Origin of the sequence: Pseudomonas chlororaphis (assembly GCF_001921865.1) — a bacterium.
Taxonomy (GTDB): domain Bacteria; phylum Pseudomonadota; class Gammaproteobacteria; order Pseudomonadales; family Pseudomonadaceae; genus Aquipseudomonas; species Aquipseudomonas chlororaphis_D.
Window position 1 is genome coordinate 460,519 of record NZ_MSCT01000009.1, and the last position, 25,999, is coordinate 486,517.

Here is a 25,999-nt window from a genome sequence, read left to right on the forward strand (position 1 = left end):
CTGTGACGCGGTCCCATTTTCGCTGCCATCACTTTTCCGACCGCTGCAAAGCCAGGTTCGTTTCGTCGAGGGGCGCCTGGGCGACAGCCGTGGCGAGCAGAGGTCGCGCAGGAGGGGTGAAGGTCAAGGGGTGCAACTTCCAGGCTTTTGCCAGCTTGCGGGCCACCTTGCCCGACAACACCGTGGACCCGCTGCGCCGGATCGCCCTGGCATGGGCGCCCAGCCCTGCGACGAGGGGCGCCCATTCCGGCCGCGGGTCGTTGACATAGTCCCAGCCCTGACCCAGCCAGGGGCAGCGCCCGCCGATCCAGGCCTGGATGGCCGGGGTTTCGCGCCTGACATAGTCCGCGGCCTTGGCGGCCTTTGGCCGGGGTGCCCGCGCCTTGACTGCCGGTACCTGCAAGCGCGGGGTGCCGTCTGCCTCCAGGGTCACCCGCATCGCCCCGAGCAGAGCGATGTCGAACGGCACCGGCTGGCCCTGGGCGGCATAGAAATACGCCAGGCGCCGGATGCTGTCGTAGTCGGCAACGGCACGGTACAGGTAGGCGCAAATCACCCCCCGCATGGGGTCGGCGTGTTTTTCATGGCGCAGGTCGGCGGCCAGTCGGTCGATGTTTTCGGGTTGCAACCGGCCCGCGGCGAAATCGCCGATCGCGTCAAGCATCGATAGATAGCTGTCGGGCGCCTCGGGTACTCCATAGGCCTGGAAAAGATCGCCGAGGGAACTGGGCATCACCACGGTGTACAGGCCGCTGTAAGGCACAACCGGAGTGAAGGTGCCATCGGCCAGTTCCACCAGCACTGGCATCCCCAGAGGATCGCTGTGGGCGCGGTACATCTCGAAAACGAAGGTGGAATCCAGGTGCTCGATCGGGGCATGGGACAGCAGCTGCGCGGGATTGCCGTAAACCAGCAGGTTCGCCTCGCCCCGGCCGCCGATCAACTCCATCTCGCGGCGAATCTCGGCGGCGGCGGACTGGCGCATATCCGCCGCGGTATCCGCCTCCAGCCGCTGGACCAGCGCCTTGACCTTTTGCGTCTTGCCGGGAGAACGCGGGCCCTGATGGCGCAACACCACCAGGTCCTGCAGCACGTCCTTGCTGGCGTCGGGGATGATCGCGACCTGGCCGGTTGCAAGCTTCAGGTCGTGCTGCTTGAGCCCGAAGTGGTTGCCGAGCATGCGCTGGCGGAACGCCGGGTCGCTGTGCAGCCGCTCGATACTTTCCTCGGCGGAGCCCGGCGGGCCACCGGGCTCCGGGTCCGGCCCGGGGCCCATGCTGGTGCCGTCTCCCGAGGGCGGCCAGGGCTGCAAGCCGGAGGGGCCCGGCAATGGGGTGGCGGTGTTGTAGAGCAGGGCGGATTCGGGGTCGACCAGGCATTGCGGGTTGAGCTTGAGGCGATATTCCTTGGCGCGCTCGGTGGTGCGCGCGCGCACGCAGACGCCGAGGCTCGCGGTGGTGATCAGGCCGTTGCTGATGGCGCTCGGTTCGATGCCCCACAGCGCATCGGCGATCACCCCGCTGAACACACATTTGCCCGGCGCGCTGGACATCGGCTCGGACACCATGTAGCCCAGTTGCCCGTCCTGGCAGGCGGCCAGGCGATCGAACCTGGGGTTTTCCACTTGCGCGCCTTCCACCAGTATCCCGCGCACGGGGTCCAGGCGCGCCAGGTCGATACTCTTGGGGATTTCGCGGCAGGCATCGCTGATCAGGGTGATGCGTTGAATGCCGTGCAGCAGCAGCTCGGTATAGAACGAGTCGGCCAGCACGCGGTACTTCTGGCGCAGCGAGTCGCTGAACAGCCAGGAGATCGAGCCGATATTGGCGTCGGTCAGGCCGTGGCCGCAAAACGCCAGGATCAATTGCTCGGCCACCTCGGCGCCCGGGGGGAACAGCTCGTCCACCGCTTGTTGCACTCGCTGCCGGGTGACCGGGTTGTCGGCGCCGTCGATGGAGCCGTCGTCGACGGTCTTCACGTTGTCGGCGCCGAAGCCCGAGCTCAGGGCCCAGTTGCCGATCGCGCGGGCGGCGAGCACGGCGCCGTCCAGGTAGGCAAAGCGCAGTGTCTGGTTGGGCAGCGGGGTCAGCGTGCTGACGCCGATGGCCAGGCAGGTCCGTCTAGTCATGGAAGTGCGCCGCCTTGCGCAGGGTAAGGAGCCAGGGCTCAGGTCGGGGGAAGATCGCCGGCCAGTGCCAGCGCGGCCGATCGCCTGGGGCCAGGCGCTCGATCAGCATGACGGCCCCGGCAACCGGCATCAGCACAAGGTGCCAGGTCCCGCCCAGCAGCGGCACCAGCATCCAGGCCCAGCACGAAGCGACGCACCAGGCGCCGTGGGCCGCGCCGAAGGCCAGGCAATCGCGGTCGGCGGCCCAGCCGAAAAGACCGATGCGGCGCAGGCGATGGCCACGGTTGAGCGCCGCGCGCTGCCACGGGCTGGCGCTCCACAACAGGGCAACCAGCAGCGCAGCGGCCAGCGCCGCTTCGGCCACGCTCAGTTGCAGGAGCAGGGCGAGCACCATCAGGAGCGGCCCGGCGGCCAGCCACAAGGCGGTGTAGCCCAGCAGGAACACCAGCGCCGCGCGGATGCGCCGGCGCGGCAGGCTGGACTGCCAGACATGCATGAGCGGCATCGCCAGCAACGGCGGCATCATCGCCAGCAGCATCAAGGCCCAGTCCGCCAGCCTGTGCTGCGCCGGGTTCAGGGCGAGCTCCGCCTCCAGCGCGGTGGGCCAGCGGGTGAGCAGGGACAGCCCCTCCACGGCGCCGCAGAAGGCGGGCAGGCTGCTGTGCCCAGCGGTGTAGAGGCACAGGGCCAGACCCAGCCCGGCCGTCGCGAACAGCAACGGCCAGGGCGCCCGGGTGAAGCCGAGCAGGATCGTTCCGAATGGCATGAACCGCGACTCAGCTGACGGTGCCGCTGCGCTTGAGCACGCTGATGCGCTCCACGGTCACTGGCTTGTCCGCCGAGATCTGCTCGCCCGGGACCAGGGTCACCCGCAGCGCGTCCGGATCGAAATCGCCGGCATCCGTCAGGCGCTGGGCCAGGTCGGTGATGTCGATCGTATAGCCGAGCCCGTTGCCGCCGTGGCCGCCGTCGGGCCGCGAGGCGACGTTCAGTCCGAACAGGGTCAGGCTGCCGGCGTGGTACTCGGGGTGCTGCTGCGGATCGCTGTCCTTGGGCAGGTTGATGTACACCTCGAGCTGAGGCGACGGGGCGGAGCCGCGCACCGATTCCAGTGCCAGGTAGAGGCGGGTTACCGGTTCGCCCGGGGCCGTCGCGCCCATTGCGGCGATACCGGTATGGGTGGCGTCGCGGGCGAGGTCGACCTGGGTGCGCACGGGCGCGCCGCCGACGGTGACGACCGAGCGGTTGGCGCCGATCGGTTCGATGCTCTGGTGTTCCGGCGCACCCATCTTGACCCGTGTCACGGTCTCTACTCCTGGTTTCACCCCGGTACCGATGTTCAAGTCAGCATAGCTGGGGTGCAGTTTGCCCCCCTTCAAGGTGTCGCGGCCGGAGAACTTCATGCCCGTGGCGCTGCCCGGCACCGGCATGATGAAGCGCCGGTCGGACGGGCCGTCGAGCCAGCGCGGATCGCGGACCATGGTCTTGCCCGCGGTGTTCATCCAGGCTTCCCAGAGCCGGTCGACGTTGCAATGGTGCAACCAGAAGATCGGGTCCAGGGCGGCGAGGTAGGGGTCGGCCATAAAGCCTTCGCCACCGCCAATCAGGCGATGCACGGTGTTGTGCGGGTTGTTCTCCAGGTCGCCGGTCCAGCGCGCGAACTGAGCGAACTTGCCGGTGACGCCGCCACCGAAACCGATGCTGCCATCGTTGCCGACCTGGAAATCGTTCTCTTGCATCGCCGCCAGGCTGAACGCATCGAGGGAGCTCGGCTGCAGCTTGCTGAAGCCCTGCCGGCGCGGGTATTTCTTCAGCGGGTTGGGGCCGCCGTCGAACGTGTCCAGCAGGAACGCCTCCGGGGCCCGCCGGGCATTGGGGTCCTTGCTGTTGAGGTAGTTCCAGTACGGCAGCGCCCAGGCGTCGCCCGTCAGTTCCTTCACCTTGGCCGCGACAATCGCCTCGAAGGCCGCCAGGTAACCGCGGTGCCAGGAAAGGAAGTACCAGCTGCCGTGCTGGCACTGGCTGCCGTAGGTGAAGTTGGTCAGGTCCTTGGGTACCGGGTCGGCGTCGCCGAGCACCTTCATCTCGACCCAGAGCTGGCGGTCGAAGCCGTGCATGGCGCCGAGGAATTTCCAGCTGTTGTGGTCGGTGATCGGCAGCTTGTCCAGTTCGCGCATGGCCAGCGCGTAGTTGTACAAGACCTTGTTGTCCCATCCGGAGCCGAGTGTCGCTACATCCTGTCTAACCGTGGTCATGAATGCACCCTCCCTTGCGGCATCAGGTCGGGGCGGTGCCTGTCGCGCCGCCCCCTTCGCAATCCTTTGCCGCTGGCGACTGCATGTTCACGGCGCAACTGCGTTCGTAAGGCCTGCCGTGCCGAAGCAGGCCTATTGGAAATTGAGTATAGAGGCCCGGAAAAAAGCTAATGGCGAATTCCCATTATCCCGATGAACGACATAGGCCCTGTGGTTTCCCGGCCTGGAGGGACGGCTGATTCGCCCGCTCACAAGGCCCGCAGCAGCCGCTGCAATTGCTCATGTTCCCAGATGCTCAAAAGCTTGACCGGGTCGGTGCCGTAGCGCTGCCAGGCGTCGAGCGTTTCACTTCGGCCGTCGGGCGCGCGGCAGGCTTCGCAGTGGCTCAGGGTCTGGCCATGGTTGACCAGGGTCAGCGTCCAGCCGTCGGTCTCGAACAGCACCTGGTCGCTGTGGTCGGCCCGCTGCACGCGGTGGCTCGACGGGCCCGGGGTGCGCGTACCCAGGGCCAGATCCCTGAGGACCTGGCAGACCTCGCGGGCGGTGAGGGCGGCGGTGCTTGGCATGAGGACGGTCTCGGCTGGGCGGGGGCAGGGTGCTTATTTTGCCAGGGGGCGCGCGCGCGAAGCGCGGGTTTTTCGCGGGTGCAAATATATGACGCGGCGCATTGTAAATGCGAACGGTTATCTTTAGAGTCTGCGGCCTTTCCGTCGCATGACACCGCAGCGAATGTCGAGCATGACCACCGAAGAGTTGGAACTGGCCTTCAAGACCCATGCGGGAGAGTTGCGCTCGTTTCTGTATCGGCATTTGCGCAATACCGAGACCGCCGCCGACCTTGCCCAGGAAACCTACTTGCGCATGCTGCGCCAGCCGCCGCGCAAACCGGTGCTGAACCTGCGCGGGTTCATCTTCCGCGTGGCCCACAACCTGGCCATCGACCACGCCCGCAGCCGGGGCACGCGGGACCAGCATGACCAGGGCATGGCCTATCTCTACGAGGTCACGGGGGAGAGCCCCGAGCTGTTCGACGTGGTCGCTTCCCAGCGCGAGCTGGCGGCGATGGACGCGGCGCTGCTGCGGCTGCCGGCACAGTGCCAGCAGATTTTCCTGCTGTGCCGCCTGCAAGGTCTGCCGCACAAGGAGGTGGCCCGGCAACTGGGCGTTTCGGTCAGCACCGTGGAAAAACAATTGGCCACGGCCCTCGACTTTCTCCGCCAATGCCTGCACCGTTGACCGCCATGCACGATCAGCCTCTCTCCCACGCCCCCGAACCCGAGGTTCACCGCGTTGCCCATGCCTGGGTGATTCGCCTGACTTCGGGCGATGCGCAGCCCGCCGACATCGCCGCGGCCCGCGCCTGGTGCGAGCAGGCCCCGGCCCATCAACAGGCCTTCGTCGAGGCCCGGCGGCTGTGGCAACTGGGCGGGCAACTGGCCGCGCCGCAAGCCCGGCGTCCGTCGCGCCGGCACTGGGCGCTGGCCAGCGCCGCGGTATTGCTGCTGGGCCTGGGCGTGTTGCTGGTCCGCCAGAATGCCTGGGATGCCGACTACCGCACCGCGCAAGGCGAGCAGCAACAGATCCAGCTGGCCGACGGTTCGCGCATCACCCTCGACGCGGACTCCGCGCTGGATGTGCAATTGACGCCGAACGCGCGGCAGATCGTCCTGCGCAAGGGCGAAGCGCTGTTCGACGTGGCCCACGACCCGGCGCGGCCGTTCAGCGTGCAAGCGGGGGAGGTGCGGGCCACGGCGCTGGGGACGGTGTACGCGGTGCGCCGCGAGGGGCCGCAGGCGCAGGTCATCGTCGCCCGTGGCCGGGTCGCGGTCAGCGACGCCGCTTCCCAGGTGGTGTTGCAGGCCGGCGAGGCGGTGGCGCGGCAAGCCGCGGGCCTGGGTGCGAAACACCCGGTCGATACCGACAACGCCCTGGCCTGGCGGCACGGGCGGCTGGTATTCGACCAGGCGCCCCTGGCCCAGGTGCTCGAACAGCTCGAACGCTATCGCCCGGGCTTCATGCTGATCGGCGACGACCGGTTGCGCGAACTCAAGGTCAGCGGCACTTTCCAGCTCGATCGTCTCGACGAAGGCCTGGCCACGCTGGAGCAGGTGTTCCCGCTGAAAATCCAGCACTACACCGGCTACCTGACGGTGTTCCGCAGCCGCGGCTGAATTATTTTTACGGGTCCGCGCGGCTCGCCCGTCTTTCTTCTCTAAAAACGATAATGCTTCGTATTCATTAGAGAGGAACCCCGATGCAGCGTCCGCTATTCCCAGGTTTTCAGGGCCGATCCCTGGCACCGGCCCTGAGCCGGATCTCCTTGCTGTGCGCCCTGGCCCCGGGGCTGGTCCTGGCCGAGCCGGTGCCATTGGAGATCGGCGTCCAGCCCTTGGGCAGCGCGCTCAATCGCCTGGCGGCGCAGAGCGGCTTGCAGGTGATCTACGACGGCAACATGGTGCAGGGCAAGTCGAGCCATGCGGTCAGCGGCCGCCAGGAACCACGCGACGCCCTCGGGCAGATGCTCCAGGGCAGCGGCCTGACCTGGCGCGCGACCGGCAGCGCCAGCGTGATGCTGGAAAAACTGCCGGAGCGCGACGGGCCCCTGCAACTGGACGCGACCACCATCGGCGGCCAGCAGTTGGGCGAAACCACCGAAGGCACGGGTTCCTACACCACGGGCGTGACGCAGACGGCGACCAAGCTGCCGCTGTCGATTCGCGAGACCCCGCAATCGGTGACGGTGGTCACCCGCCAGCAGATGGACGACCACGGCGCGCAGGCGGTCGGTGATGTTCTGCGCAATACCCCGGGCATCACCCAGCAGGCCTACGACAGCGACCGCATGGAGTTCTCCACCCGCGGCTTCGCCATCACCAACTACCAGTACGACGGCGTCAACCGTATCTACGATGGGGTCTACGGCGAAGCGGCGACCTACGTCGACACGGCGACCTTCGACCGCATCGAAATCGTCAAGGGCTCCACTGGCCTGATGACTGGTTCGGGCGATCCGTCCGCCACCGTCAACCTGATACGCAAGAAGCCGACCAAGGCATTCAAGGCCTCGATCAGCGGCACCGCCGGTTCCTGGGACAACTACCGCAGCGAGGGCGATATTTCCGGCCCGTTGAACGAGTCTGGCAGCGTGCGCGGGCGTGTGGTCGGCGCCTATCAGGACCGCAATTCCTACCTGGACCACTACAGCCAGAAGAAGGACCTGTTCTACGGCATCCTCGAGGCCGACCTGACGCCGGACACCCTGCTGACCCTGGGGATCGACCAGCAGAGCGTGACGCCGCGCGGCACGTCCTGGACCGGTAACCCGACCTACTTCGCCGACGGCGGCCGCACCGATTTCTCCCGCAGCTTCAACCCGGGGGCGGACTGGAGCCGCCGCGATTTCGATTCCGTGACCTATTTCGCCGCCCTGGAACAGGCGCTGGCCAACGACTGGAAACTCAAGGTCAGCCTCGACCAGAAGACCACCGACCACGATACCCGCCTGGCCTCGGCCAGCGGCGGCAACCCGGACCGGACCACCGGCGAAGGCATGTTCCTGTATTGGGGCCGTTGGGAAGGCCACCGCGTACAGAACACCGCCGATGTGAATGTCTCCGGGCCATTTACTTTGGGCGGCCGCGAGCATGACCTGGTGGCCGGCGTCATGGCTTCCCATTCGCGGCAGACCGGCGCCACCTACGACACCAGCGCGTTCGGCCTGGTGCCGGGGAGCATCTACGACTGGAACGGCAAGCTGCCGGAACAGGAATTCCCGAAAAACGGCAAGTACCAGCGCACCCAGAGCCAGAACGCGGTGTACCTGGCGACCCGCCTGCGCCCGACCGACGATCTGTCGTTTATCCTCGGCAGCCGCCTGAGCACCTTCAAGTACGACGAGGACTACCGCTACAACGCCGGCGCCGGGCTGGACGACACCCACGCCAGCTACAAGGAACATGGAGTGGTCACGCCGTACGCCGGGGTGGTCTACGACCTGGACGATGTCTACTCGGTCTATGCCAGCTACACCTCGATCTACCAGCCGCAGATCTACAAGGACGATGCCGGCACGACCCTGGCGCCGGTCGAGGGCAAGAGCTACGAAACCGGCCTCAAGGCGGCTTACCTGGACGGCGCGCTGAACGCCAGCCTGGCGCTGTTCCGTATCGAACAGGACAACGTCGCCGAGTCCATCGGCACCAACCCGATCACCAACGAAGGCATCTACAAGGCCATCGACGGCACCACCACCAAGGGCGTGGAGCTGGAACTGGCCGGCGAGCTGCGCAAGGGCTGGAACCTGTCCGCTGGCTACACCTACGCCCGTACACGCGATGCCGACGAACAGCGGATCTTCGGCTATCCGCTGTCCACCACCCGACCGGAGCACGCGGCGCGGGTCTTCACCACCTACCGCCTGCCCGGCGTGCTGGACCAGGTCACGGTCGGCGGCGGCATCAGCTGGCAGAGCGGCTACTACGGCAAGATCTACAGCGCCACCGTCGGCGACTACACGCGGATCCGCCAGGGCGGCTACAGCCTGGTCGACCTGATGTCGCGCTACCAGTACAACGAGCACCTGAGTTTCACCGTCAACGCCAACAACGTCTTCGACAAAAAGTACCTGACGGGCCTGGGCAACTTCGACACCACCTACTACGGCGAGCCGCGCAACCTGATGCTCACCACCAAGTGGGATTTCTGATGCTTCGAGGGGTAAACCCGCGCTGAAAAAAAATGCCCGTATCGCAAGATACGGGCATTTTTCATGGGGTCCGGCTAACGGTATTCGGGGCAGGGGCAAGGCTTACTTGGCGGCTTTGCGCGCCTCTGGCGAGCGCCAGGCCTTTTCTTCCCCTGGACGCTGCACGGTGAGGTAGGCCCTCACGCCCAGGCCCGCCAGACAAAAGACCATGCCTGCGATGAATTGAAATGTAGTCATGACATACCTCCAAAACAATCAACCGCGGACCATCTCATACAAGCCGCCGGCGAGGCCAGCCGAGGTTGTTACAGGTTGTCTAAGGAATGCCCGGGCATCGCCTGTTCGAGGGGGCAAAAGGCCGTGGCACAGCGCCAGCGCTCCGGCTTAGCCGGTGGGGCCATGGGGCGCTTGCGCGGCCGCGACGTTCGGTGGCAGCGGGGCATGCAGCAGGGCGTCCAGGGCCTTGCGGTAACGCTCGCCGGCCAGGCGCATGCTGTTGTTGTGGGTGGCTCCGGGCACCAGCAACAGTTGCTTGGGCTGGCGCGCGGCGTTGAACAATTGCTCGCTGAAGCGTGCGGGCACGTAGCGGTCGTCCAGGCCGTGGACGAGCAACAGCGGCATGCCGACGTGGGCGATCTTGTCCAGGGAGTCGAACTTCTGCGACAGCAGCCAGCGCACCGGCAGCGAGGTGTTGCCCAGCGCGGCGGCGACATCGGCCAGGGAGGTGAACGAGGATTCGACGATCAGCCCGCGGGCCGCAATCGGCGTGCCGTCGCTGGCCGCCTGTTGCGCCACTCGCGCGGCCAGCTCCACGGCCACCGCGCCGCCCAGGGAATGGCCGTAGATCAGGCGTTTGCGCGCGTCGGGTTGCAGGCGTTGCAACTGCTCCCAGGCGATCTGCGCGTCCTGGTAGACGCTGGTTTCCGAAGGCGGCTCGCCCAGGCTCTGGCCAAACCCGCGGTAGTCGATGGCCAGCACCGAGAACCCCAGGGCATGCAGTTGCTCGATGCGAAACAGTTGCCCGGTCAGGTTCCAGCGCACCCCGTGCAGGTACAGGATGGCCGGGGCGTCGGCGCGTTTGGCCGGCCACCACCAGGCATGGATGTTCTGCTCGGGTTTGAGGCTTGCGCCCTTGAACTCCAGCTCGCGAACCCCGGCCGGTAGGCCGCGATACCAACTGGCGTTGCCTGGCTCGACACGGAACACCAGCTCGCGCTCCTTGTGTTCCAGGACCTGGCAGCCCACGGGCAGCCCCACCAGCAGGGCGGCCATGGCGAGCAGCGGCCAGCGGCGAAGGCGCCAACGCGAAAGGAAGGACAACGACATGGGCTGCGGCACCGCGCGGATAAAAACGCGTTTTAACAGATACGCGCGCCGCCATCGTCATCTTTTCGCCGGGGCCGGGCCGGGGAAGCTTTACAAGATGTGGCGGCCGGCGCCTAGCCTTGCCCGCTGATGATCGCGTCGGCCACCGTGGCGCAGAACCAGCGCAGCGCGGCGGAGCTGTCGCTGTTGGGGTGCCAGTTCAGGGAAACGTCGAACTCGGCAACCTGGAACGGCAGTTCGAGCATCTTCAGGCCGCCTTCATGGATGAACAGCCGGGCGATCTGCGCCGGCAGCACGGCCAGCAGGTCGGTGCCGGGAATGATCTTCGGCAGCACCGAGAAGTGCGGCACGTGCAGGCTGATGCGGCGTTCCACGTTCATGCCTTTGAGCACGTCTTCGACGCTGCCGTGGCCGGTGGTGCGGGTCACGGTGACGTGGCGCTCGGCAAGGAACTGTTCAAGGCTCAGCCGCGGGCCGATGCGCGGGTGGGCGGCGCTGAGCAGGCACACATAACGCTCGTGCATCAGCGCCTGGCTGCGGGTGCCGGGGACCGGGTGGCGGCAGATCGCGGCGTCGATCTTGCCGCTGGCGAGCCACTCGCCGACCTGGTCCACCTGCAGCGGCAGGACCTCGACTTCGGCCCGCGGCGCGTCGCGGTTCAGGCGCGCGAGGATCAGCGGCAGGAAGCCCATTTCGCCGAGGTCGGAGAGGGCGATGCGAAAGCGTCGCTCGGTATGCGCCGGGTCGAACTGGCGGCAGCTCTGCACCGCGCCTTCGATGCGCGTCAGGGATTCGCGCAGGGTTGGGTACAGCTGGTCGGCGACGAACGTCGGCTGGATGCCCTCGCGGGTGCGGCTGAACAGCACGTCGTCGAACAGCTCGCGCAGGCGCGCCAGGCCGTAGCTGACCGAGGGCTGGGTGACGAACAGGCGCTCGGCGGCGAGGGTCACGCTGCGGGCTTCGTAGAGGGTGACGAAGGTGCGGACCAGGTTCAGGTCGATGTGGCTCATGCCGGGCCTCGGATATAGACGGATTTTATTCTTGATAGAAATAGTATCGATTTGATCAATTTTAAAGCGGCTGCAAGAGTACCCCGAAATCCACCAGCAAGGGTCCTTATGAAAACCGTTCACAGCGTGTCCTACGAGATTCTCCGCGAGCAAGGCCTGACCACCATTTTTGGTAATCCGGGCTCCAACGAGTTGCCGTTTCTCAAGGGTTTTCCCGAGGACTTCCGCTACATCCTCGGCCTGCATGAAGGCGCCGTGGTGAGCATGGCCGACGGTTATGCGCTGGCCACCGGCCAACCGACCTTCGTCAACCTGCATGCCGCCGCCGGCACCGGCAACGGCATGGGCGCGCTGACCAATGCCTGGTATTCCCACAGCCCGCTGGTGATCACCGCCGGCCAGCAAGTGCGCTCGATGATCGGGGTGGAAGCGATGCTGGCCAACGTCGACGCCGCGCAACTGCCCAAGCCGCTGGTGAAATGGAGCCACGAACCGGCCTCGGCCCAGGACGTGCCGCGCACCCTGAGCCAGGCGATCCACATGGCCAGCCTGGCGCCGCGCGGGCCGGTGTATGTGTCGATTCCCTATGACGACTGGGCCAGCGCGGCGCCGGCCGGGGTCGAGCATCTGGCGCGGCGCCAGGTGGCCGTCGCCGGCCTGCCTTCGGCGGCGCAGTTGCAGGGGTTGGCGGCGCGGCTGGCGGCGGCGCGCAATCCGGTGCTGGTGCTCGGGCCGGATGTCGACGGCAGCCGCGGCAACGGCCTGGCGGTGCGGCTGGCGGAAAAACTGCGCATGCCGGCCTGGGTCGCGCCGTCCGCGTCGCGCTGTCCGTTCCCCACCCGCCACCCGTGTTTTCGCGGCGTGCTGCCGGCGGCCATCGCCGGGATCAGCCGCTGCCTGGCCGACCATGACCTGATCCTGGTGGTCGGCGCCCCGGTGTTCCGCTACCACCAATACGCCCCGGGCGATTACCTGCCGGCCGAGTGCCAACTGGTGCACCTGACCTGTGACCCCGGCGAGGCGGCACGGGCGCCCATGGGCGACGCGCTGGTGGGCGATATCGCCCAGACCCTCGAGGCCCTGGTCGGCGCCGTGGAGCAGAGCGCGCGGCCGTTGCCGAGCGCCTTGCCGCGGCCGGAACCGGTGCGCGAGGCGGGCGGCCTGCTGCGCCCGGAAACCGTGTTCGACCTGATCGACCAACTGGCGCCGAAGGACGCGATCTACGTCAAGGAGTCCACCTCCACCGTGGGCGCGTTCTGGCAACGGGTGGAGATGCGCGAACCCGGCAGCTACTTCTTCCCGGCCGCCGGCGGCCTCGGTTTCGGTTTGCCGGCCGCGGTCGGCGTGCAACTGGCGACCCCGCAGCGGCGGGTGGTGGCGATCATCGGCGACGGCTCGGCCAACTACGGCATCACCGGCTTGTGGACGGCCGCGCAGTACGGCATCCCGGTGGTGTTCATCATCCTCAAGAACGGCACCTACGGCGCCCTGCGCTGGTTTGCCGACGTGCTGCAGGTCAGCGACGCCCCGGGGCTGGACGTGCCGGGCCTGGATTTCTGCGCCATCGGCCGCGGCTACGGCGTGCACGCGGTGCAGGCCGCGACCGGCGCCGAGTTCGCCACGGCCTTCAGCGCGGCGCTGGCGGGCAACCGCCCGGTCTTGATCGAGGTGCCGACGCTCACCATCGAACCTTGAAGCGTTTGCCGCCGGGCCTCGTGCCCGGTGTTACCCAGCGCATTTGCGCACACCCCACAAGAATAAAAAGAGGTGGTTATGAACACGACTTCACTCAGTGAAGGGCTGGATGCCGTGCCCGTTCAACCGCGCCCCGGTGCCGGCCATGCCGATATCGGCACCTTGCTGGATGACGGTCCCTATACCGGGATGCAAAAGATCGTGGTGTTGCTGGCCGCGCTCTCCATCGTGATGGACGGTTTCGACGGCCAGCTCATCGGCTTCGCCATCCCGCTGATGATCAAGGAATGGGGGATCACCCGCGAGGCGTTTGCCCCGGCGGTGGCGGCCGGGCTGATTGGCATGGGCATCGGCAGCGCCTGCGCCGGGCTGTTCGCCGACCGTTTCGGGCGGCGCATGGCGGTGATCGCCAGCGTGCTGGTGTTCGGCACGGCCACCTGCGCCATCGGCCTGGCGCCGGACGCGTTGACCGTGGCGGCGCTGCGTTTCGTCGCCGGGCTGGGGATCGGCGGCGCGCTGCCCAGCGCCACCACCATGACCGCCGAATTCACCCCGGCGCGCCGGCGCACCCTGGCGGTGACGGCGACCATCGTCTGCGTCCCCCTGGGCGGCATGCTCGCGGGGCTGTTCGCTTCCCACGTCTTGCCGCTGTACGGCTGGCGCACGTTGTTTTTCGTCGGCGGCAGCCTGCCCATCGTCCTGAGCCTGTTGCTGCTGGCGACGTTGCCGGAGTCGCCGCGGTTTCTCGCCCGTCGGCCGCAACGCTGGGCCGAGTTGAGCGCGTTGCTGGCGCGCATGGGCCGGCCCATGCCCGAGGGCATGCGCTACACCGATGCGCTGGAGCAGAAGAACGAGCGGCAAGGTGGCGTTCGGGGCTTGTTTGCCCCCGGTTACGGGCGCGATACCCTGGCTATCTGGGTGGCGTTCTTCATGTGCCTGACCGCCGTCTACAGCGCCTTCAGCTGGCTGCCGACCATGCTCCTGGCCGAAGGCTTGCCGTTGACGATGGCCGGCTCCGGGCTGACGGCCTACAACCTCGGCGGGGTGATCGGCGCCTTGCTGTGCGCGGTCGCGATGACGCGCTGGGGTTCGTTCTGGCCGCTGCTGATCTGTTGCGCGGGCGGCGCGGCCAGTGCCTTCGCCATGCAGGCGGTGGACGTGGAGCGCAACGCCAGCCTGCTGATCTTCGGGTTCGGCGTGCACGGCCTGTTCGTCAACGCGGTGCAGTCGACCCTGTATGCGCTGTGCGCCTTTATCTACCCCACCGGGGTGCGCGCCACGGGCACTGCGTCGGCCCTGGCGTTCGGCCGCCTGGGGGCGATCCTCAGTGCGTTCGCCGGCGCCACGGTCATCACCCAGGGCGGCGCCCAGGGCTACCTGACGCTGTTGGGCTCGGTCATGGTCCTGGCGCTGATCGCCCTGGTGCTGGTGCGGCGGCACATTCCCCGGCGCGCGCCGGGCAAGCCATGATCCTTCACCACTGATAAGGAGCTTCGATGAACATCACGATTCTGGGGGCGGGCGCCATGGGCTCGCTGTTCGGCGGGCTGCTGGCGGAAAGCGGGCAGAACGTCACGCTGCTGGACATCAACGACGCGCACCTGGAGGCCATCGGGCGCCAGGGCCTGCGCCTGGAGACCGACCGCGGCGACCGCCGTGTCGGCGGCTTGACGGCCTGCCGTCCGGAGCAGGCGCAGGGGCAACCCGACCTGTTGCTGGTCTTCACCAAGGCCCAGCACACCGACCGCGCGCTGAGTGCGATTGCCGGGCATATCGCCGGACACACCCGGGTGCTGACCCTGCAGAACGGCCTGGGCAACGCCGAAACCCTGTGCCGCCACGTCGCCCGGGAGCAGGTGCTGGTCGGCATGACCAACTGGCCCGCCGACATGGCGGGGCCGGCGCACGTGCGCTCCCACGGCCAGGGCGCGGTGCGGATTCTGGCGCTGGACGGTCGCGAACGGCAGGACACCGCCCAGGTCGCCGCGGCGTTGGACGCGGCGGGGCTGAACTGCAGCGTGGACCGCGAAGTGTGGGTCGCCATCTGGGAGAAGGTGGCGTTCAACGCCGCCCTGAACACCTTGTGCGCCGTCACCGGCTGCACGGTAGGGCAACTGGACGGCGCGCCCGAAGGCCTGGCGCTGGCGCGGGCGATTGTCCTGGAAGTGGTGAGCGTCGCGCGGGCACAGGGGATTGCCGCCGATGCGCAACACTGCCTGGACAGCGTGGCCTTCGCCGTTGCCGAACACCGGACGCACAAACCGTCGATGTTGCAAGACATCCTGGCCGGGCGTTCCACGGAGATCACCTCGATCAACGGCGAGGTGCTGGCCAGGGCCCGTGAGGCCGGGATCGCGGTGCCGCACACCGAGACGCTGCTCGGCTTGCTGCGCCTGATCGAAGCGCGGGCCGCGGCGGGCATTGCGCCCTAGGCACGTCTACCCCGGCCGCGGGCGAAACCCGCTAGGGTGTGGCGGCGCGCGGCCAACTGTCCAGGGCTGGAGCGGCTGACGCGGCCAGCCCGTCCTCTGTTTACATCCTGTCCACAAGGAGTTTTTCATGAGTGATTGCAAAGCGTTGTACACCGACCTGCACCTGCAACCCATCGCCGGGGAGTGGCGCGCCGGCGCCGCCGGAAAAGCCCTGGTGGTGAGTAACCCGTTCGACGGCGCGCGGCTGCTGGAGGTGGCCCAGGCCAACCGGGCGGACCTGGACGCCGCCTACGCCAAGGCCGCCGAGGCGCAGCCGCACTGGGCGGCCATGGGGCCGTCGGCGCGGGCCCAGGTGTTGCATCGGGTGGTGGCGGTGTTCGACCAGCGCCGCGAGGAAATCGTCGACTGGCTGATTCGCGAGTCCGGCAGCACACGGCTCAAGGCACAGCTGGAGTGGGGCGCAGCGCGGGCCATCGCCCTGGAGTCGGCGTCGTTTCCGGCGCGGGTCCACGGGCGCATCCTCGAGTCCGACGTGCCGGGCAAGGAGAGCCGGGTCTATCGCGGCGCCCTGGGGGTGGTCGGGGTCATCAGCCCGTGGAACTTCCCGCTGCACCTGACCCAGCGTTCCATCGCCCCGGCGCTGGCCCTGGGCAACGCCGTGGTGGTCAAGCCGGCCAGCGACACCCCGGTGTGCGGCGGCCTGCTGCTGGCGAAGATCTTCGAGGAGGCCGGCTTGCCGGCGGGCGTGCTCAGCGTGGTGGTGGGCGCGGGCAGCGAGATCGGCGACGCCTTTGTCGAGCACCCGGTGCCTGCGCTGATCACCTTCACCGGCTCGACCCCGGTGGGCCGCGGCATCGGCCGGATTGCCAGCGGCGGCGCGCACCTCAAGCACGTGGCCCTGGAACTGGGCGGCAACAGCCCGTTCGTGGTCCTGGCCGACGCCGACCTGGAACAGGCGGTGAACGCGGCGGTGTTCGGCAAGTTCCTGCACCAGGGGCAGATCTGCATGGCGGTCAACCGGATCATCGTCGACGAGCGCCTCTACGACGCGTTTGCCCAGCGCTTCGTCGAGCGGGTCAAGGGTCTCAAGGTCGGCGATCCGCACTTGATCGAGACGGTCATCGGCCCGGTGATCAACGAGCGGCAGTTGCAGGGCCTGCGGGACAAGATCGAGCTGGCCCGCCGCGAGGGCGCCGAACCGCTGTATGAGGGCGGCCTTGAGGGCAATCTGCTGGCGCCCCATGTCTATGGCGAGGTCACGGCCGAGATGGACCTGGCGCGCAACGAGATCTTCGGCCCGCTGGTGGGGCTGCTGCGCGCCCGCGACGAAGCCCATGCCCTGGAACTGGCCAATGCCAGCGAGTTCGGCCTGTCCAGCGCGGTGTTCACGGGCAATCTGGAGCGCGGGGTGAACTTCGCCCGGCAGATCCGCGCCGGCATGACCCATATCAACGACATCCCGGTGAACGACGAGGCCAACGCGCCCTTCGGCGGGGAGAAGAACTCCGGGCTCGGGCGCTTCAACGGCGACTGGGCGATCGACGAGTTCACCCGCGACCACTGGATCAGCGTGCAGCATTCGGCGCGTCGCTATCCCTTCTGACGCGTTGACCTGAGGTTTTCCGCCCGGCGCCTCATGAAAAAAGGCCGGGCACTTTTCGCAGCCGACTGCGAGGCAGATCGATGGCCTGCCGGTCGGCTACAGGCGTCGGGTCATTGTTGGCATGCCTTGTAGGAGCGAGGCTTGCCCGCGATGGCGTCGGTGCTGGCGCTGCGTTTTTTGGATTGGGTGCGTATCCGTTGCTGCGGGTGTGGCGGCTGGCGGTTCCGCCCTTACGGCGGGTCACTTTTGATAGAGCGCAAAAGTAACCAAAACGCTCTTGCCCCTCCATTCGGTGCCTCGCTGGTGCTCGGCATGCCCTCGCTCCGGTCTTGCTCCGGGGGCCGCCGCGAGGGGCCATCCCTGGCCCCGCGCGGCTACCTCGGCATCCCTGCCGAGGTGCCCCCTGCGCAAGACCTGCGCTCGGCCTCTGGGAACGGGGCAGGGTGGATCAAGATCAAGAGCCAAACGCGACCTGCCGGTCGGCGTCCTGTAGCCGCTGTCGAGCCCGCGAGGCTGCGTACGGCTGCGCAGCAGTCGCAAAACCAGGCACTGCGTTTTTCCTGATAAACCGCGTGGGCAGTTTTGGCGAGTCCTTCGGCCTCGTACGCAGCCTCGCGGGCTCGGCAGCGGCTACAGGAATTGCGTTCAACCTCAGGCTGGCTGAATGGGCGAGTGGCTCAAGATCAAAAACGCGGCCTATCGGTCTGTGCGGAACGGTGTAGCCGCTGCCGAGCCTGCGAGGCTGCGTACGGCTGCGCAGCGGCCGCCAAACCAGGCGTTGCGTATTGTCAGGCTTGTGGCAACTGCTACAGGGCGTGCGGTCGTGCGCTTATTTTTTGCATTTGGCCACCACCACTTTGCAGGTGCTGGGTGTGCCGCCGGAGCGGCCGGCGTAGCGGATGCAGCTGTCCAGGGATTTGCGGCTGGCGGTGTTCAGGGTGGGGCCCCAGGCGAGGCCGCCTTCGCCGGCGGTGGGCAGGGCCTTGGCGTAGCAGTTCGAGCCGGCGTTCGCTGCCGCATAGCGGGCGTTGGAGGCTTTGCTCGAGCAACCCGCGGTCAGCGCCAGGCCGATGGCGAGGAGGGTGGGCAAGACCCATGACCAGTAGTGCCGCGCTGGTGTTCTGCTCATCCCGGTTCCCCTGTCTGGATCGGTTCAAGGTGCGTGTTGGAGGGTGTTCTATACAGAGTAGAGGTTGCTGTAGTGGGCATCGGGTTCATGGGCATTACGGCCAGGCATCTTCGATCCGGTACCACGGCGCCTTGGCGTCCACCTGGATGTGCCTCTGTTTCTGCGCGGTGAACGGTGTGTCCAGGGTGCCCAGGGCGACCGAGATCCAGTCGGCGTATTCGCCTCGGTTGCGGGACCAGAACAGCGATGAACCGCACTGCCCGCAAAATTGTCGGAGCACGGATTCGGAAGAGGGGTAGGCCTTGAGGCTGTCGGCGCCGCGGAGCAGGCGCAGGTCGTCGCGCGGCACGCTGGCGTAGCTGGCGAAGGCCGCGCCGTGGCTTTTGCGGCATTGGCTGCAATGGCAGTGGGCAAGCGCCCTGGGGCGGGACGACAGCTGGTAGGCAACGGCGCCGCACAGGCAACTGCCCAGGAAGGCGTCAGTCATTGAAGGGGTACCTTGAAACGCAAGGCGCTCATTTAAACAGCCGGGGTGGTGGATGTCGAACGTCGCTGCGCAGCGGCAATCTCCAGCCATTCGGGCCGGGCTTGACGGTCCGGCCCTTGGTCTAAGCTATGCGGACCCCGCTCCCGCCATCCCTTCAGGAGAACCGCCGATGCCAGCCTTTACCGTCACCCGCCTCGACCATGTCGTGCTGCGCGTCCAGGACCTGCAGCGCAGCCTGGACTTCTACACCCAGGTGCTGGGGTGCGAAGTGAAAAAGCGCCGCGACGACCTGGGCATGATCCACCTCGGGGCGGGCGCCTCGATGATCGATCTGGTGGACGTCGACGGCGTGCTTGGTCGCCAGGGCGGCGCGGCGGCCGGGGCCGAGGGGCACAATGTCGACCATATCTGCCTGCGCATCGAACCCTTCGACGAACCGGCGCTGCTCGCTCACCTGCGGGGTTTCGGGCTGCGCGCCGAACCGGCCATGGCCCGCTACGGCGCCGAGGGCGAAGGCTGGTCGATCTACTGCTTCGACCCGGACGGCAACCAGGTCGAGCTGAAAGGCCCGCCGACCTTGGCGTGAATGTGCGGCCCGGAATATTTGCGCAGCGGCGACGTTTTTTTCCGGTCGATTAATACTGGCTTAATTCGGCTCCGCTGATATCGCCGTCGCCGTGGCGATGGGTGTCGCGGCTCGAACGGTTTTCCGGCACTACACTCCAGCCCATGAAACGTTATCTGCGGTTTTGCCTGATCTGCTTGCTCAGCCTGGCGCTTCCCCTCAGCGGGATGGCGGGCGTGCCGGCGCCGACCGAACCCTGCCCAATGAAAACCATGGGCATGGCGATGATGGACGGCATGGGCATGGACTGCTGCAACGACCTGCACGCCCCGGCCGAACACGGCAAACCCTGCAAGCCGGGCCAGGAGTGCAAGACCGGCGGCCTGTTGCAGGTGTCGATCGTCAAGCCGGCCGTCAGTTTGCCCGGCCCCGCGCTCCTGTCCTTCTCCAGCGATTTCCTGCCCACCCAAAGCCCATCCGGGGTGTGGCGACCGCCCCGCGCCTGATTCCTGTATTGCCCTGAACCCCATTGCGCTTCGGCGCAGTGGCGTGGCCGTGCGCCTGCCTTAGAAGGGCGCGCGGCGGATCATCACAGGAATTTTCAAGATGAACTCCAAGTGCTATTGCCCAGGACGGTCCCTCGTGGCCGGCCTGGTGGCAGGCGTGCTGGCGTGGCCGAGCCTGGCTGGCGCCTTGACGCTCGACGAAGCCTTGCGCCTGGCGCAAACCGGCGCGCCGTCGCTGGCCGCCCAGGACGCGAAAATCCAGGCCGCCAGCAGCGCGGCCATTCCGGCCGGCGAACTGCCCGACCCCAAATTGTTGCTGGGGGTGCAGAACTACCCCATTGGCGGCCCGGACCGCGGGACCCTCGACCAGGACTTCATGACCATGCAGATGGTCGGCGTCCGCCAGGAAATGCCCAACAGCGCCAAGCGCAAGGCCCGGGTCGAGGTCGCCGCGGCGGCCGTCGAACGCGCGGCCGCCGAGCGCCAGGTCGAGCAGTTGAATGTGCGCCAGGCCACCGCGCTGGCGTGGATCGGCAGCTACTCGGTGGAGCGCAAGGATGCGTTGTTCCAGGGCTTCTACCAGGAAAACCGCCTGCTGGACGAGGTGGTGCGGGCGCAGGTCGCCGGAGGCCGCGCGCAGCCGGCCGATGCGCTGACGCCACGCCAGGAAGCGGCGCAGTTGGAAGAGCGCGAGGACGAGCTGACGCGCCAGCGGGCCCAGGCGCAGGCCGCGCTCAAGCGCTGGATCGGCGTCGCCGCCAATCAGCCGCCGACGGGCCGTCTGCCCGAATGGCCGGTGGACCCTGCCGGTTATGCCCATCGGTTGCAGCACCACCCCGAGCTGGCGGCCTTTGCGCCCATGACCCGCGAGGCGCAGGCCAGGGTCCATGAAGCCGAGGCGCAGAAACACTCGGACTGGAGCTGGGAGCTGGACTACCAGCGCCGTGGCCGTGAGTTCGGCGACATGGTCAGCGTGCAGTTTTCCTGGGATTTGCCGCTGTTCCCCGGTTCGCGGCAGAACCCGACGATTGCCGCCCGGCAGGCCGAGCTGAGCCAACTGGAAGCCGAGCGCGAGGCACTGTCCCGCGAGCACGCCCAGCAGTTGCAAGACCAGTTGGCCGACTATCGACGCCTGGATCGCGCCGTGCGCCGCAACCAGGACAGCCTGCTGCCGCTGGCCGGGGAAAAGGTCCGCCTGAGCCTGGCCAGTTACCGCGCCGGCAAGGGCGAGCTGACGGCCCTGGTGGCCGCCCGCCGCGAACTGATCGACGCCCGCCTCAAACAAATCGACCTCGAAGAACAGCGCGCCCTGACCGGTGCCCGCCTGTATTTCGCTTATGGGGAGTCCGCGCAATGAACCCGCATACCTGGAAAATCACCGCGCTGGCCGGCCTCTGCATCGGCCTGGGGCTGGCGACGGGCTACTGGCTGGCCCAGCCGCGTCTCGGCGCCACGGCGGTGCCCGTTGTCGAGCAAGCTGCGGCCGCCGATGCCAAGGCGTTGTATTGGTATGACCCGATGTACCCGCAACAGCGGTTCGACAAACCGGGCAAATCGCCCTTTATGGACATGCAACTGGTGCCTCGCTATGCCGATGCCCAGGGCGAAACGGCGGCGGTGCGGATCGACCCGGGCCTGGCGCAGAACCTCGGCGTACGCCTGGCCACAGTGACCCGCGGAGTCTTTGCCGCCGAGGTCGAGGCGGTCGGGGTGCTGGCCCTCAACGAGCGCGACGTCGCGCTGGTGCAGTCGCGCGCCGCGGGTTTCGTCGAGCGGGTCTATGCCCGGGCGCCGGGCGATGTGCTCGAGGCCAACGCGGCCCTGGCGGATGTGCTGGTGCCGGAATGGACGGCGGCCCAGGAAGAGTTCCTCGCTCTCAGGGGCCACGGCGATGCCGGCCTGATCGCGGCGGGGCGCCAGCGGCTGCGCCTGAGCGGCATGCCGGCGGCGCTGATCGCGCAGCTCGAACGCAGCGGCAAGGTGCAACCGAGCCTGACCCTGAGCAGCCCCATCGGTGGGGTCCTGCAAGCGCTGAACGTGCGCCAAGGCATGACCCTGGGCGCCGGCCAGACCCTGGCCCGGATCAATGGCCTGGACCCGGTCTGGCTGGTGGTGGCGGTGCCGGAGGCGCAGGCCGGATCGATTGGCGTGGGACAGGCGGCCGAGGCACGGCTGCCGGCTTTTCCGGGGGCGGCGATCCAGGGCCGGGTCGGCACGATCCTGCCGGAGACCGATGCCCAGAGCCGCACCTTGCGCGTGCGCATCGAGCTGCCTAACCCGGACGGCCGGCTCCGGCCGGGCATGACCGCCCAGGTCAACCTGACGCGGGCCACCCCGCAAGAGGTGCTGTGGGTGCCCAGCGAGGCGGTGATCCGCACCGGGCGCCGGGCGCTGGTGATGCTCGCCGAGGATGCCGGCCGCTACCGTCCGGTGGAGGTCCGCCCGGGGCCGGACAACGCCGGCAAGACCGCGATCCTGCAAGGCCTGGAGGAGGGGCAGCAGGTGGTGGCGTCCGGGCAGTTCCTGCTGGATTCGGAGGCCAGCCTCAAGGGGCTGGTCGCCGAGCCCCTGGAGCAGATGGAGGGCCGGCCATGATCGCCGCAGTGATTCGTTGGTCGGTGGCCAACCGTTTCCTGGTGCTGCTGGCGACCCTGTTTGTCAGCGCCTGGGGCATCTGGTCGGTGCAGAGCACGCCGGTCGACGCTTTGCCCGACCTGTCGGACGTGCAGGTGATCATCCGCACGCCGTATCCCGGGCAGGCGCCGCAGATTGTCGAGAACCAGGTGACCTACCCGTTGGCGACCACCATGCTCTCGGTGCCCGGGGCCAAGACCGTGCGCGGTTATTCGTTCTTCGGCGACAGCTTCGTCTACGTGCTGTTCGAGGACGGCACCGACCTGTACTGGGCGCGCTCGCGGGTCCTGGAGTACCTGAGCCAGATCCAGGGCCGCCTGCCGGCCAGCGCCAAGCCGGCGCTGGGGCCGGATGCCACCGGGGTCGGCTGGGTTTTCCAGTACGCCCTGGTGGACCGCACGGGCGGGCATGACCTGGGGCAACTGCGCGCCTTGCAGGACTGGTTCCTCAAGTTCGAGCTCAAGACCCTTCCCAACGTCGCCGAAGTGGCCACCGTGGGCGGCATGGTCAGGCAGTACCAGGTGCAGCTCGACCCGTTGAAACTGGCCAGCCAGGGCATCACCCAGGCCCAGGTGCGCGAGGCGATCGGCAAGGCCAACCAGGAAACCGGCGGTGGGGTGCTGGAGCTGGCGGAAACCGAATTCATGGTGCGCGCCTCCGGCTACCTGAAGAGCCTCGACGACTTTCGCGCGATTCCGCTCAAGCTGGGGGCGGACGGGGTGCCGGTGACCCTGGGCGATGTCGCCAGCCTGCAACTCGGCCCGGAGATGCGCCGCGGTATCGGCGAACTCGACGGCGAGGGCGAGGCGGTGGGCGGCGTGGTGATCCTGCGCAGCGGCAAGAACGCCCGCGAGACCATCGCCGCGGTCAAGACCAAGCTCGACGAGCTGAAACACAGCCTGCCGGCGGGGGTGGAGATCGTCACCACCTACGATCGCAGCAAGCTGATCGACCGCGCGGTGGAAAACCTCGGGCACAAGCTGCTGGAAGAGTTCCTCGTCGTCGCCCTGGTCTGCGGGGTCTTCCTCTGGCACCTGCGCTCCTCCCTGGTGGCGATCATCTCGCTGCCGGTCGGGGTGCTGCTGGCCTTTATCGTCATGCGCCACCAGGGGCTCAACGCCAACATCATGTCCCTGGGCGGGATCGCCATCGCCATCGGCGCCATGGTCGATGCCGCGGTGGTGATGATCGAGAACGCCCACAAGAAGCTCGAAGCCTGGCATCACGCCCATCCCGGGCAGACCCTGCAAGGCGAGGCGCGCTGGCAGGTGATGACCGAGGCGGCGACCGAGGTCGGGCCGGCGCTGTTCTTCTGCCTGTTGATCATCACCTTGTCGTTCATTCCGGTGTTTACCCTCGAGGCCCAGGAAGGGCGGCTGTTCGGCCCGCTGGCGTTCACCAAGACCTACGCCATGGCCGCAGCGGCGGGGCTGTCGGTGACCCTGGTGCCGGTGTTGATGGGCTACTGGATTCGCGGGCGGATCCCCAGCGAGCGACAGAACCCGCTGAACCGCTGGTTGATCCGTGTCTACCAACCGGCCCTCGACGGGGTATTGCGCCGACCGCGGACGACCTTGCTGGTGGCGCTGCTGGTGTTCCTCAGCGCGCTGTGGCCGATCTCGCGCCTGGGCGGCGAGTTTCTGCCGCCGCTGGACGAAGGCGACCTGCTGTACATGCCCTCGGCCTTGCCCGGGCTGTCGGCGCAGAAGGCCGCGCAACTGCTGCAACAGACCGACCGGCTGATCAAGACCGTGCCGGAGGTCGAGCATGTGTTCGGCAAGGCCGGGCGCGCGGAAACCGCCACCGACCCGGCGCCGCTGGAGATGTTCGAAACCACCATTGAGTTCAAGCCCCATGAGCAATGGCGCCCGGGCATGACCGCGGAAAAACTGGTGGCGGAGCTGGACCGGGTGGTGCGGGTCCCGGGCTTGACCAATATCTGGATCCCGCCGATCCGCAACCGCGTCGACATGCTCGCCACCGGGATCAAGAGCCCGATCGGGGTCAAGGTGAGCGGCAGCGACCTGCAGCAGATCGACGTGGCGACCCAGGCCGTCGAACGGGTGGCCAGGACGGTGCCCGGGGTCAGTTCGGCGCTGGCCGAGCGGCTGACCGGCGGGCGTTACATCGACGTCGATATCCAACGCGCGGCGGCCGCGCGCTACGGCTTGAACATCGCCGACGTGCAGGCGATCGTCGCCGGCGCCATCGGCGGCGAGAACATCGGCGAGACGGTCGAGGGCCTGGCGCGGTTCCCGATCAACCTGCGTTACCCCCGCGAGTGGCGCGACTCCCTGGACGGCCTGGAACAGTTGCCGATCTACACCCCGCAGGGTTTGCAGATCACCCTCGGCACCGTGGCGCGGATCAAGGTCAGCGACGGCCCGCCGATGCTCAAGAGCGAAAACGCGCGGCCTTCGGGCTGGGTCTATGTCGATGTGCGCGAGCGGGATATCGCCTCGGTGGTCGCCGACCTGCGCCGCGCGGTCGGCGAGCAGGTGCGGTTACAGCCGGGCATGAGCCTGAGTTATTCCGGGCAGTTCGAGTTTCTCGAACGGGCCAACGCCCGGCTCAAGCTGCTGGTGCCGGCCACCTTGCTGATCATCTTCGTGCTGCTGTACCTGACCTTCGCCCGCGTCGACGAGGCCGTGCTGATCATGGCCACGCTGCCGTTCGCCCTCACGGGCGGGGCGTGGTTCCTCTACTGGCTGGGGTTCAACCTGTCGGTGGCCACCGGCGTCGGCTTTATCGCCCTGGCCGGGGTGTCCGCCGAGTTCGGCGTGATCATGCTGCTGTACCTGAAAAACGCCTGGGCCGAACGCCAGGAAAGCGGCGAGGACCACGAACCCGGGTTGCTCGCGGCGATCCGCGAAGGTGCGGTGCAGCGCGTGCGCCCCAAGGCCATGACCGTGGCGGTGATCATCGCCGGCCTGCTGCCGATCTTGCTGGGCGGCGGCACTGGCAGCGAAGTGATGAGCCGCATCGCCGCGCCCATGGTCGGCGGCATGCTCACCGCGCCCTTGCTGTCCCTGTTCGTCATCCCGGCGGCCTATCGCCTGATGCGCCGCCGGCCTCTCCCCGTTGCCTCCATCACCGAAGGAAAAGACCTATGAAACCGATACGCATCGTTATGGCCGCTACCCTGGCGGCGCTGTCTCTTGCAGCCTGGGCAGAAGAAATGCCCGGCATGAACATGAACGACATGCAGGGCATGAGCATGGATGGCATGCCGATGAAACAGGCAACCGCGAAGGCGCCAGAGGCCACTGCCGAAGGCACGATCAAGGCCATCGATCCGCAGAAGCGGCGGGTGACCATCGCCCACGGCGCCGTTCCCGCCGTGCAATGGCCGCCGATGACCATGGCCTTCGCCGCGACCGCGGAGCAGTTGGCAGGGCTGGAGGTGGGCGAGCGGGTGACCTTTACCTTCCGCCTGGAGGGTGGCGCGGCCAGCCTCGTGTCTATCGAAAAATAAAACCGTGAGGCTGACAGCAGCCGGCAGGCCGGCTGCTGCGCATTCTTCG

22 protein-coding genes are annotated in these 25,999 nt (G+C 67.6%); 13 read left to right on the forward strand and 9 right to left on the reverse strand.

Going from position 1 to position 25,999, the window contains the following annotated elements:
• Positions 1 to 28 precede the first annotated feature (28 nt).
• The 4 genes from BTN82_RS12120 to BTN82_RS12135 all read right to left on the reverse strand — a co-directional run bounded on the left by BTN82_RS12120 (position 29) and on the right by BTN82_RS12135 (position 4,949).
• The gene (locus tag BTN82_RS12120; RefSeq protein ID WP_075119350.1) at positions 29 to 2,128 is read right to left on the reverse strand and encodes a hypothetical protein; all 2,100 of its coding nucleotides are present in this window, start codon (positions 2,126 to 2,128) and stop codon (positions 29 to 31) included.
• Positions 2,121 to 2,894, reverse strand: coding sequence for a DUF2182 domain-containing protein (locus BTN82_RS12125; RefSeq protein WP_075119351.1), 774 nt, complete (start codon positions 2,892 to 2,894; stop codon positions 2,121 to 2,123). Before BTN82_RS12125 ends, BTN82_RS12120 begins: the two co-directional genes overlap by 8 nt.
• A 10-nt stretch (positions 2,895 to 2,904) precedes the next feature.
• The gene (locus tag BTN82_RS12130) at positions 2,905 to 4,383 is read right to left on the reverse strand and encodes a tyrosinase family protein (protein ID WP_075119352.1); all 1,479 of its coding nucleotides are present in this window, start codon (positions 4,381 to 4,383) and stop codon (positions 2,905 to 2,907) included.
• A gap of 248 nt (positions 4,384 to 4,631) precedes the next feature.
• Positions 4,632 to 4,949, reverse strand: coding sequence for a hypothetical protein (locus BTN82_RS12135; protein ID WP_075119353.1), 318 nt, complete (start codon positions 4,947 to 4,949; stop codon positions 4,632 to 4,634).
• Between the two features lie 172 nt (positions 4,950 to 5,121).
• Between BTN82_RS12135 and BTN82_RS12140 the strand changes: the two genes are divergently transcribed.
• The 3 genes from BTN82_RS12140 (at position 5,122) to BTN82_RS12150 (ending at position 9,088) form a co-directional block, all read left to right on the forward strand.
• Positions 5,122 to 5,619, forward strand: coding sequence for an RNA polymerase sigma factor (locus tag BTN82_RS12140; protein ID WP_081375455.1), 498 nt, complete (start codon positions 5,122 to 5,124; stop codon positions 5,617 to 5,619).
• A gap of 5 nt (positions 5,620 to 5,624) precedes the next feature.
• Positions 5,625 to 6,554: a FecR family protein gene (locus BTN82_RS12145; RefSeq protein ID WP_081375456.1), complete on the forward strand. Its 930-nt coding sequence runs from the start codon at positions 5,625 to 5,627 to the stop codon at positions 6,552 to 6,554.
• Positions 6,555 to 6,637: 83 nt separating this feature from the next.
• On the forward strand, positions 6,638 to 9,088 hold the full coding sequence (locus BTN82_RS12150) for a TonB-dependent siderophore receptor (protein ID WP_075119356.1): 2,451 nt from the start codon (positions 6,638 to 6,640) through the stop codon (positions 9,086 to 9,088).
• Positions 9,089 to 9,190: 102 nt separating this feature from the next.
• Here the strand turns inward: BTN82_RS12150 and BTN82_RS31500 are convergent, their stop codons facing one another.
• From BTN82_RS31500 to BTN82_RS12160, 3 genes are all read right to left on the reverse strand, one after another.
• The gene (locus BTN82_RS31500; RefSeq protein ID WP_261792955.1) at positions 9,191 to 9,325 is read right to left on the reverse strand and encodes a hypothetical protein; all 135 of its coding nucleotides are present in this window, start codon (positions 9,323 to 9,325) and stop codon (positions 9,191 to 9,193) included.
• Positions 9,326 to 9,472: 147 nt separating this feature from the next.
• Positions 9,473 to 10,414 carry an alpha/beta hydrolase gene (locus BTN82_RS12155; RefSeq protein WP_075119357.1) on the reverse strand — a complete coding sequence of 314 codons (942 nt, stop codon included), beginning with the start codon at positions 10,412 to 10,414 and terminating at the stop codon, positions 9,473 to 9,475.
• Between the two features lie 113 nt (positions 10,415 to 10,527).
• Positions 10,528 to 11,424, reverse strand: a complete 897-nt coding sequence (locus BTN82_RS12160) for a LysR family transcriptional regulator (protein WP_075119358.1) — start codon at positions 11,422 to 11,424, stop codon at positions 10,528 to 10,530.
• Between the two features lie 108 nt (positions 11,425 to 11,532).
• Here BTN82_RS12160 and mdlC point away from each other — a divergent pair, with 108 nt between their 5' ends.
• The 4 genes from mdlC (at position 11,533) to BTN82_RS12180 (ending at position 17,154) form a co-directional block, all read left to right on the forward strand.
• Positions 11,533 to 13,119 (forward strand): benzoylformate decarboxylase, encoded by a 1,587-nt coding sequence (mdlC, locus tag BTN82_RS12165; protein WP_075119359.1) that lies wholly within the window; start codon positions 11,533 to 11,535, stop codon positions 13,117 to 13,119.
• A gap of 78 nt (positions 13,120 to 13,197) precedes the next feature.
• Entirely contained in the window at positions 13,198 to 14,589 is a 1,392-nt protein-coding gene (locus tag BTN82_RS12170; RefSeq protein WP_075119360.1) for an MFS transporter, read from the forward strand.
• Between the two features lie 26 nt (positions 14,590 to 14,615).
• Positions 14,616 to 15,551, forward strand: a complete 936-nt coding sequence (locus BTN82_RS12175) for a ketopantoate reductase family protein (protein WP_075119361.1) — start codon at positions 14,616 to 14,618, stop codon at positions 15,549 to 15,551.
• 127 nt (positions 15,552 to 15,678) lie between these two features.
• Positions 15,679 to 17,154, forward strand: a complete 1,476-nt coding sequence (locus BTN82_RS12180) for an aldehyde dehydrogenase family protein (protein ID WP_075119362.1) — start codon at positions 15,679 to 15,681, stop codon at positions 17,152 to 17,154.
• An 829-nt stretch (positions 17,155 to 17,983) separates the two neighbouring features.
• Here BTN82_RS12180 and BTN82_RS12190 read toward each other — a convergent pair.
• Both BTN82_RS12190 and BTN82_RS12195 read right to left on the reverse strand, forming a co-directional pair.
• Positions 17,984 to 18,283 carry a hypothetical protein gene (locus BTN82_RS12190; protein ID WP_075119363.1) on the reverse strand — a complete coding sequence of 100 codons (300 nt, stop codon included), beginning with the start codon at positions 18,281 to 18,283 and terminating at the stop codon, positions 17,984 to 17,986.
• A gap of 94 nt (positions 18,284 to 18,377) precedes the next feature.
• The gene (locus BTN82_RS12195) at positions 18,378 to 18,770 is read right to left on the reverse strand and encodes a GFA family protein (RefSeq protein WP_075119364.1); all 393 of its coding nucleotides are present in this window, start codon (positions 18,768 to 18,770) and stop codon (positions 18,378 to 18,380) included.
• A gap of 169 nt (positions 18,771 to 18,939) precedes the next feature.
• On the opposite strand from BTN82_RS12195, the gene BTN82_RS12200 reads away from it, so the two are divergent.
• The 6 genes from BTN82_RS12200 to BTN82_RS12225 all read left to right on the forward strand — a co-directional run bounded on the left by BTN82_RS12200 (position 18,940) and on the right by BTN82_RS12225 (position 25,950).
• Positions 18,940 to 19,356: a VOC family protein gene (locus BTN82_RS12200; RefSeq protein WP_075119365.1), complete on the forward strand. Its 417-nt coding sequence runs from the start codon at positions 18,940 to 18,942 to the stop codon at positions 19,354 to 19,356.
• Positions 19,357 to 19,499: 143 nt separating this feature from the next.
• Positions 19,500 to 19,841 (forward strand): hypothetical protein, encoded by a 342-nt coding sequence (locus tag BTN82_RS12205; protein ID WP_075119366.1) that lies wholly within the window; start codon positions 19,500 to 19,502, stop codon positions 19,839 to 19,841.
• 100 nt (positions 19,842 to 19,941) lie between these two features.
• A complete protein-coding gene (locus BTN82_RS12210) occupies positions 19,942 to 21,198 on the forward strand; it encodes a TolC family protein (RefSeq protein WP_075119367.1) in 1,257 nt (418 codons plus the stop codon).
• Positions 21,195 to 22,436 (forward strand): efflux RND transporter periplasmic adaptor subunit, encoded by a 1,242-nt coding sequence (locus tag BTN82_RS12215; protein WP_081375447.1) that lies wholly within the window; start codon positions 21,195 to 21,197, stop codon positions 22,434 to 22,436. Before BTN82_RS12210 ends, BTN82_RS12215 begins: the two co-directional genes overlap by 4 nt.
• On the forward strand, positions 22,433 to 25,588 hold the full coding sequence (locus BTN82_RS12220; RefSeq protein WP_075119368.1) for an efflux RND transporter permease subunit: 3,156 nt from the start codon (positions 22,433 to 22,435) through the stop codon (positions 25,586 to 25,588). The genes BTN82_RS12215 and BTN82_RS12220 overlap by 4 nt, the downstream gene beginning before the upstream one ends.
• Complete coding sequence (locus tag BTN82_RS12225) at positions 25,585 to 25,950, forward strand: copper-binding protein (protein WP_075119369.1); 366 nt, start codon at positions 25,585 to 25,587, stop codon at positions 25,948 to 25,950. The genes BTN82_RS12220 and BTN82_RS12225 overlap by 4 nt, the downstream gene beginning before the upstream one ends.
• Positions 25,951 to 25,999 lie beyond the last annotated feature (49 nt).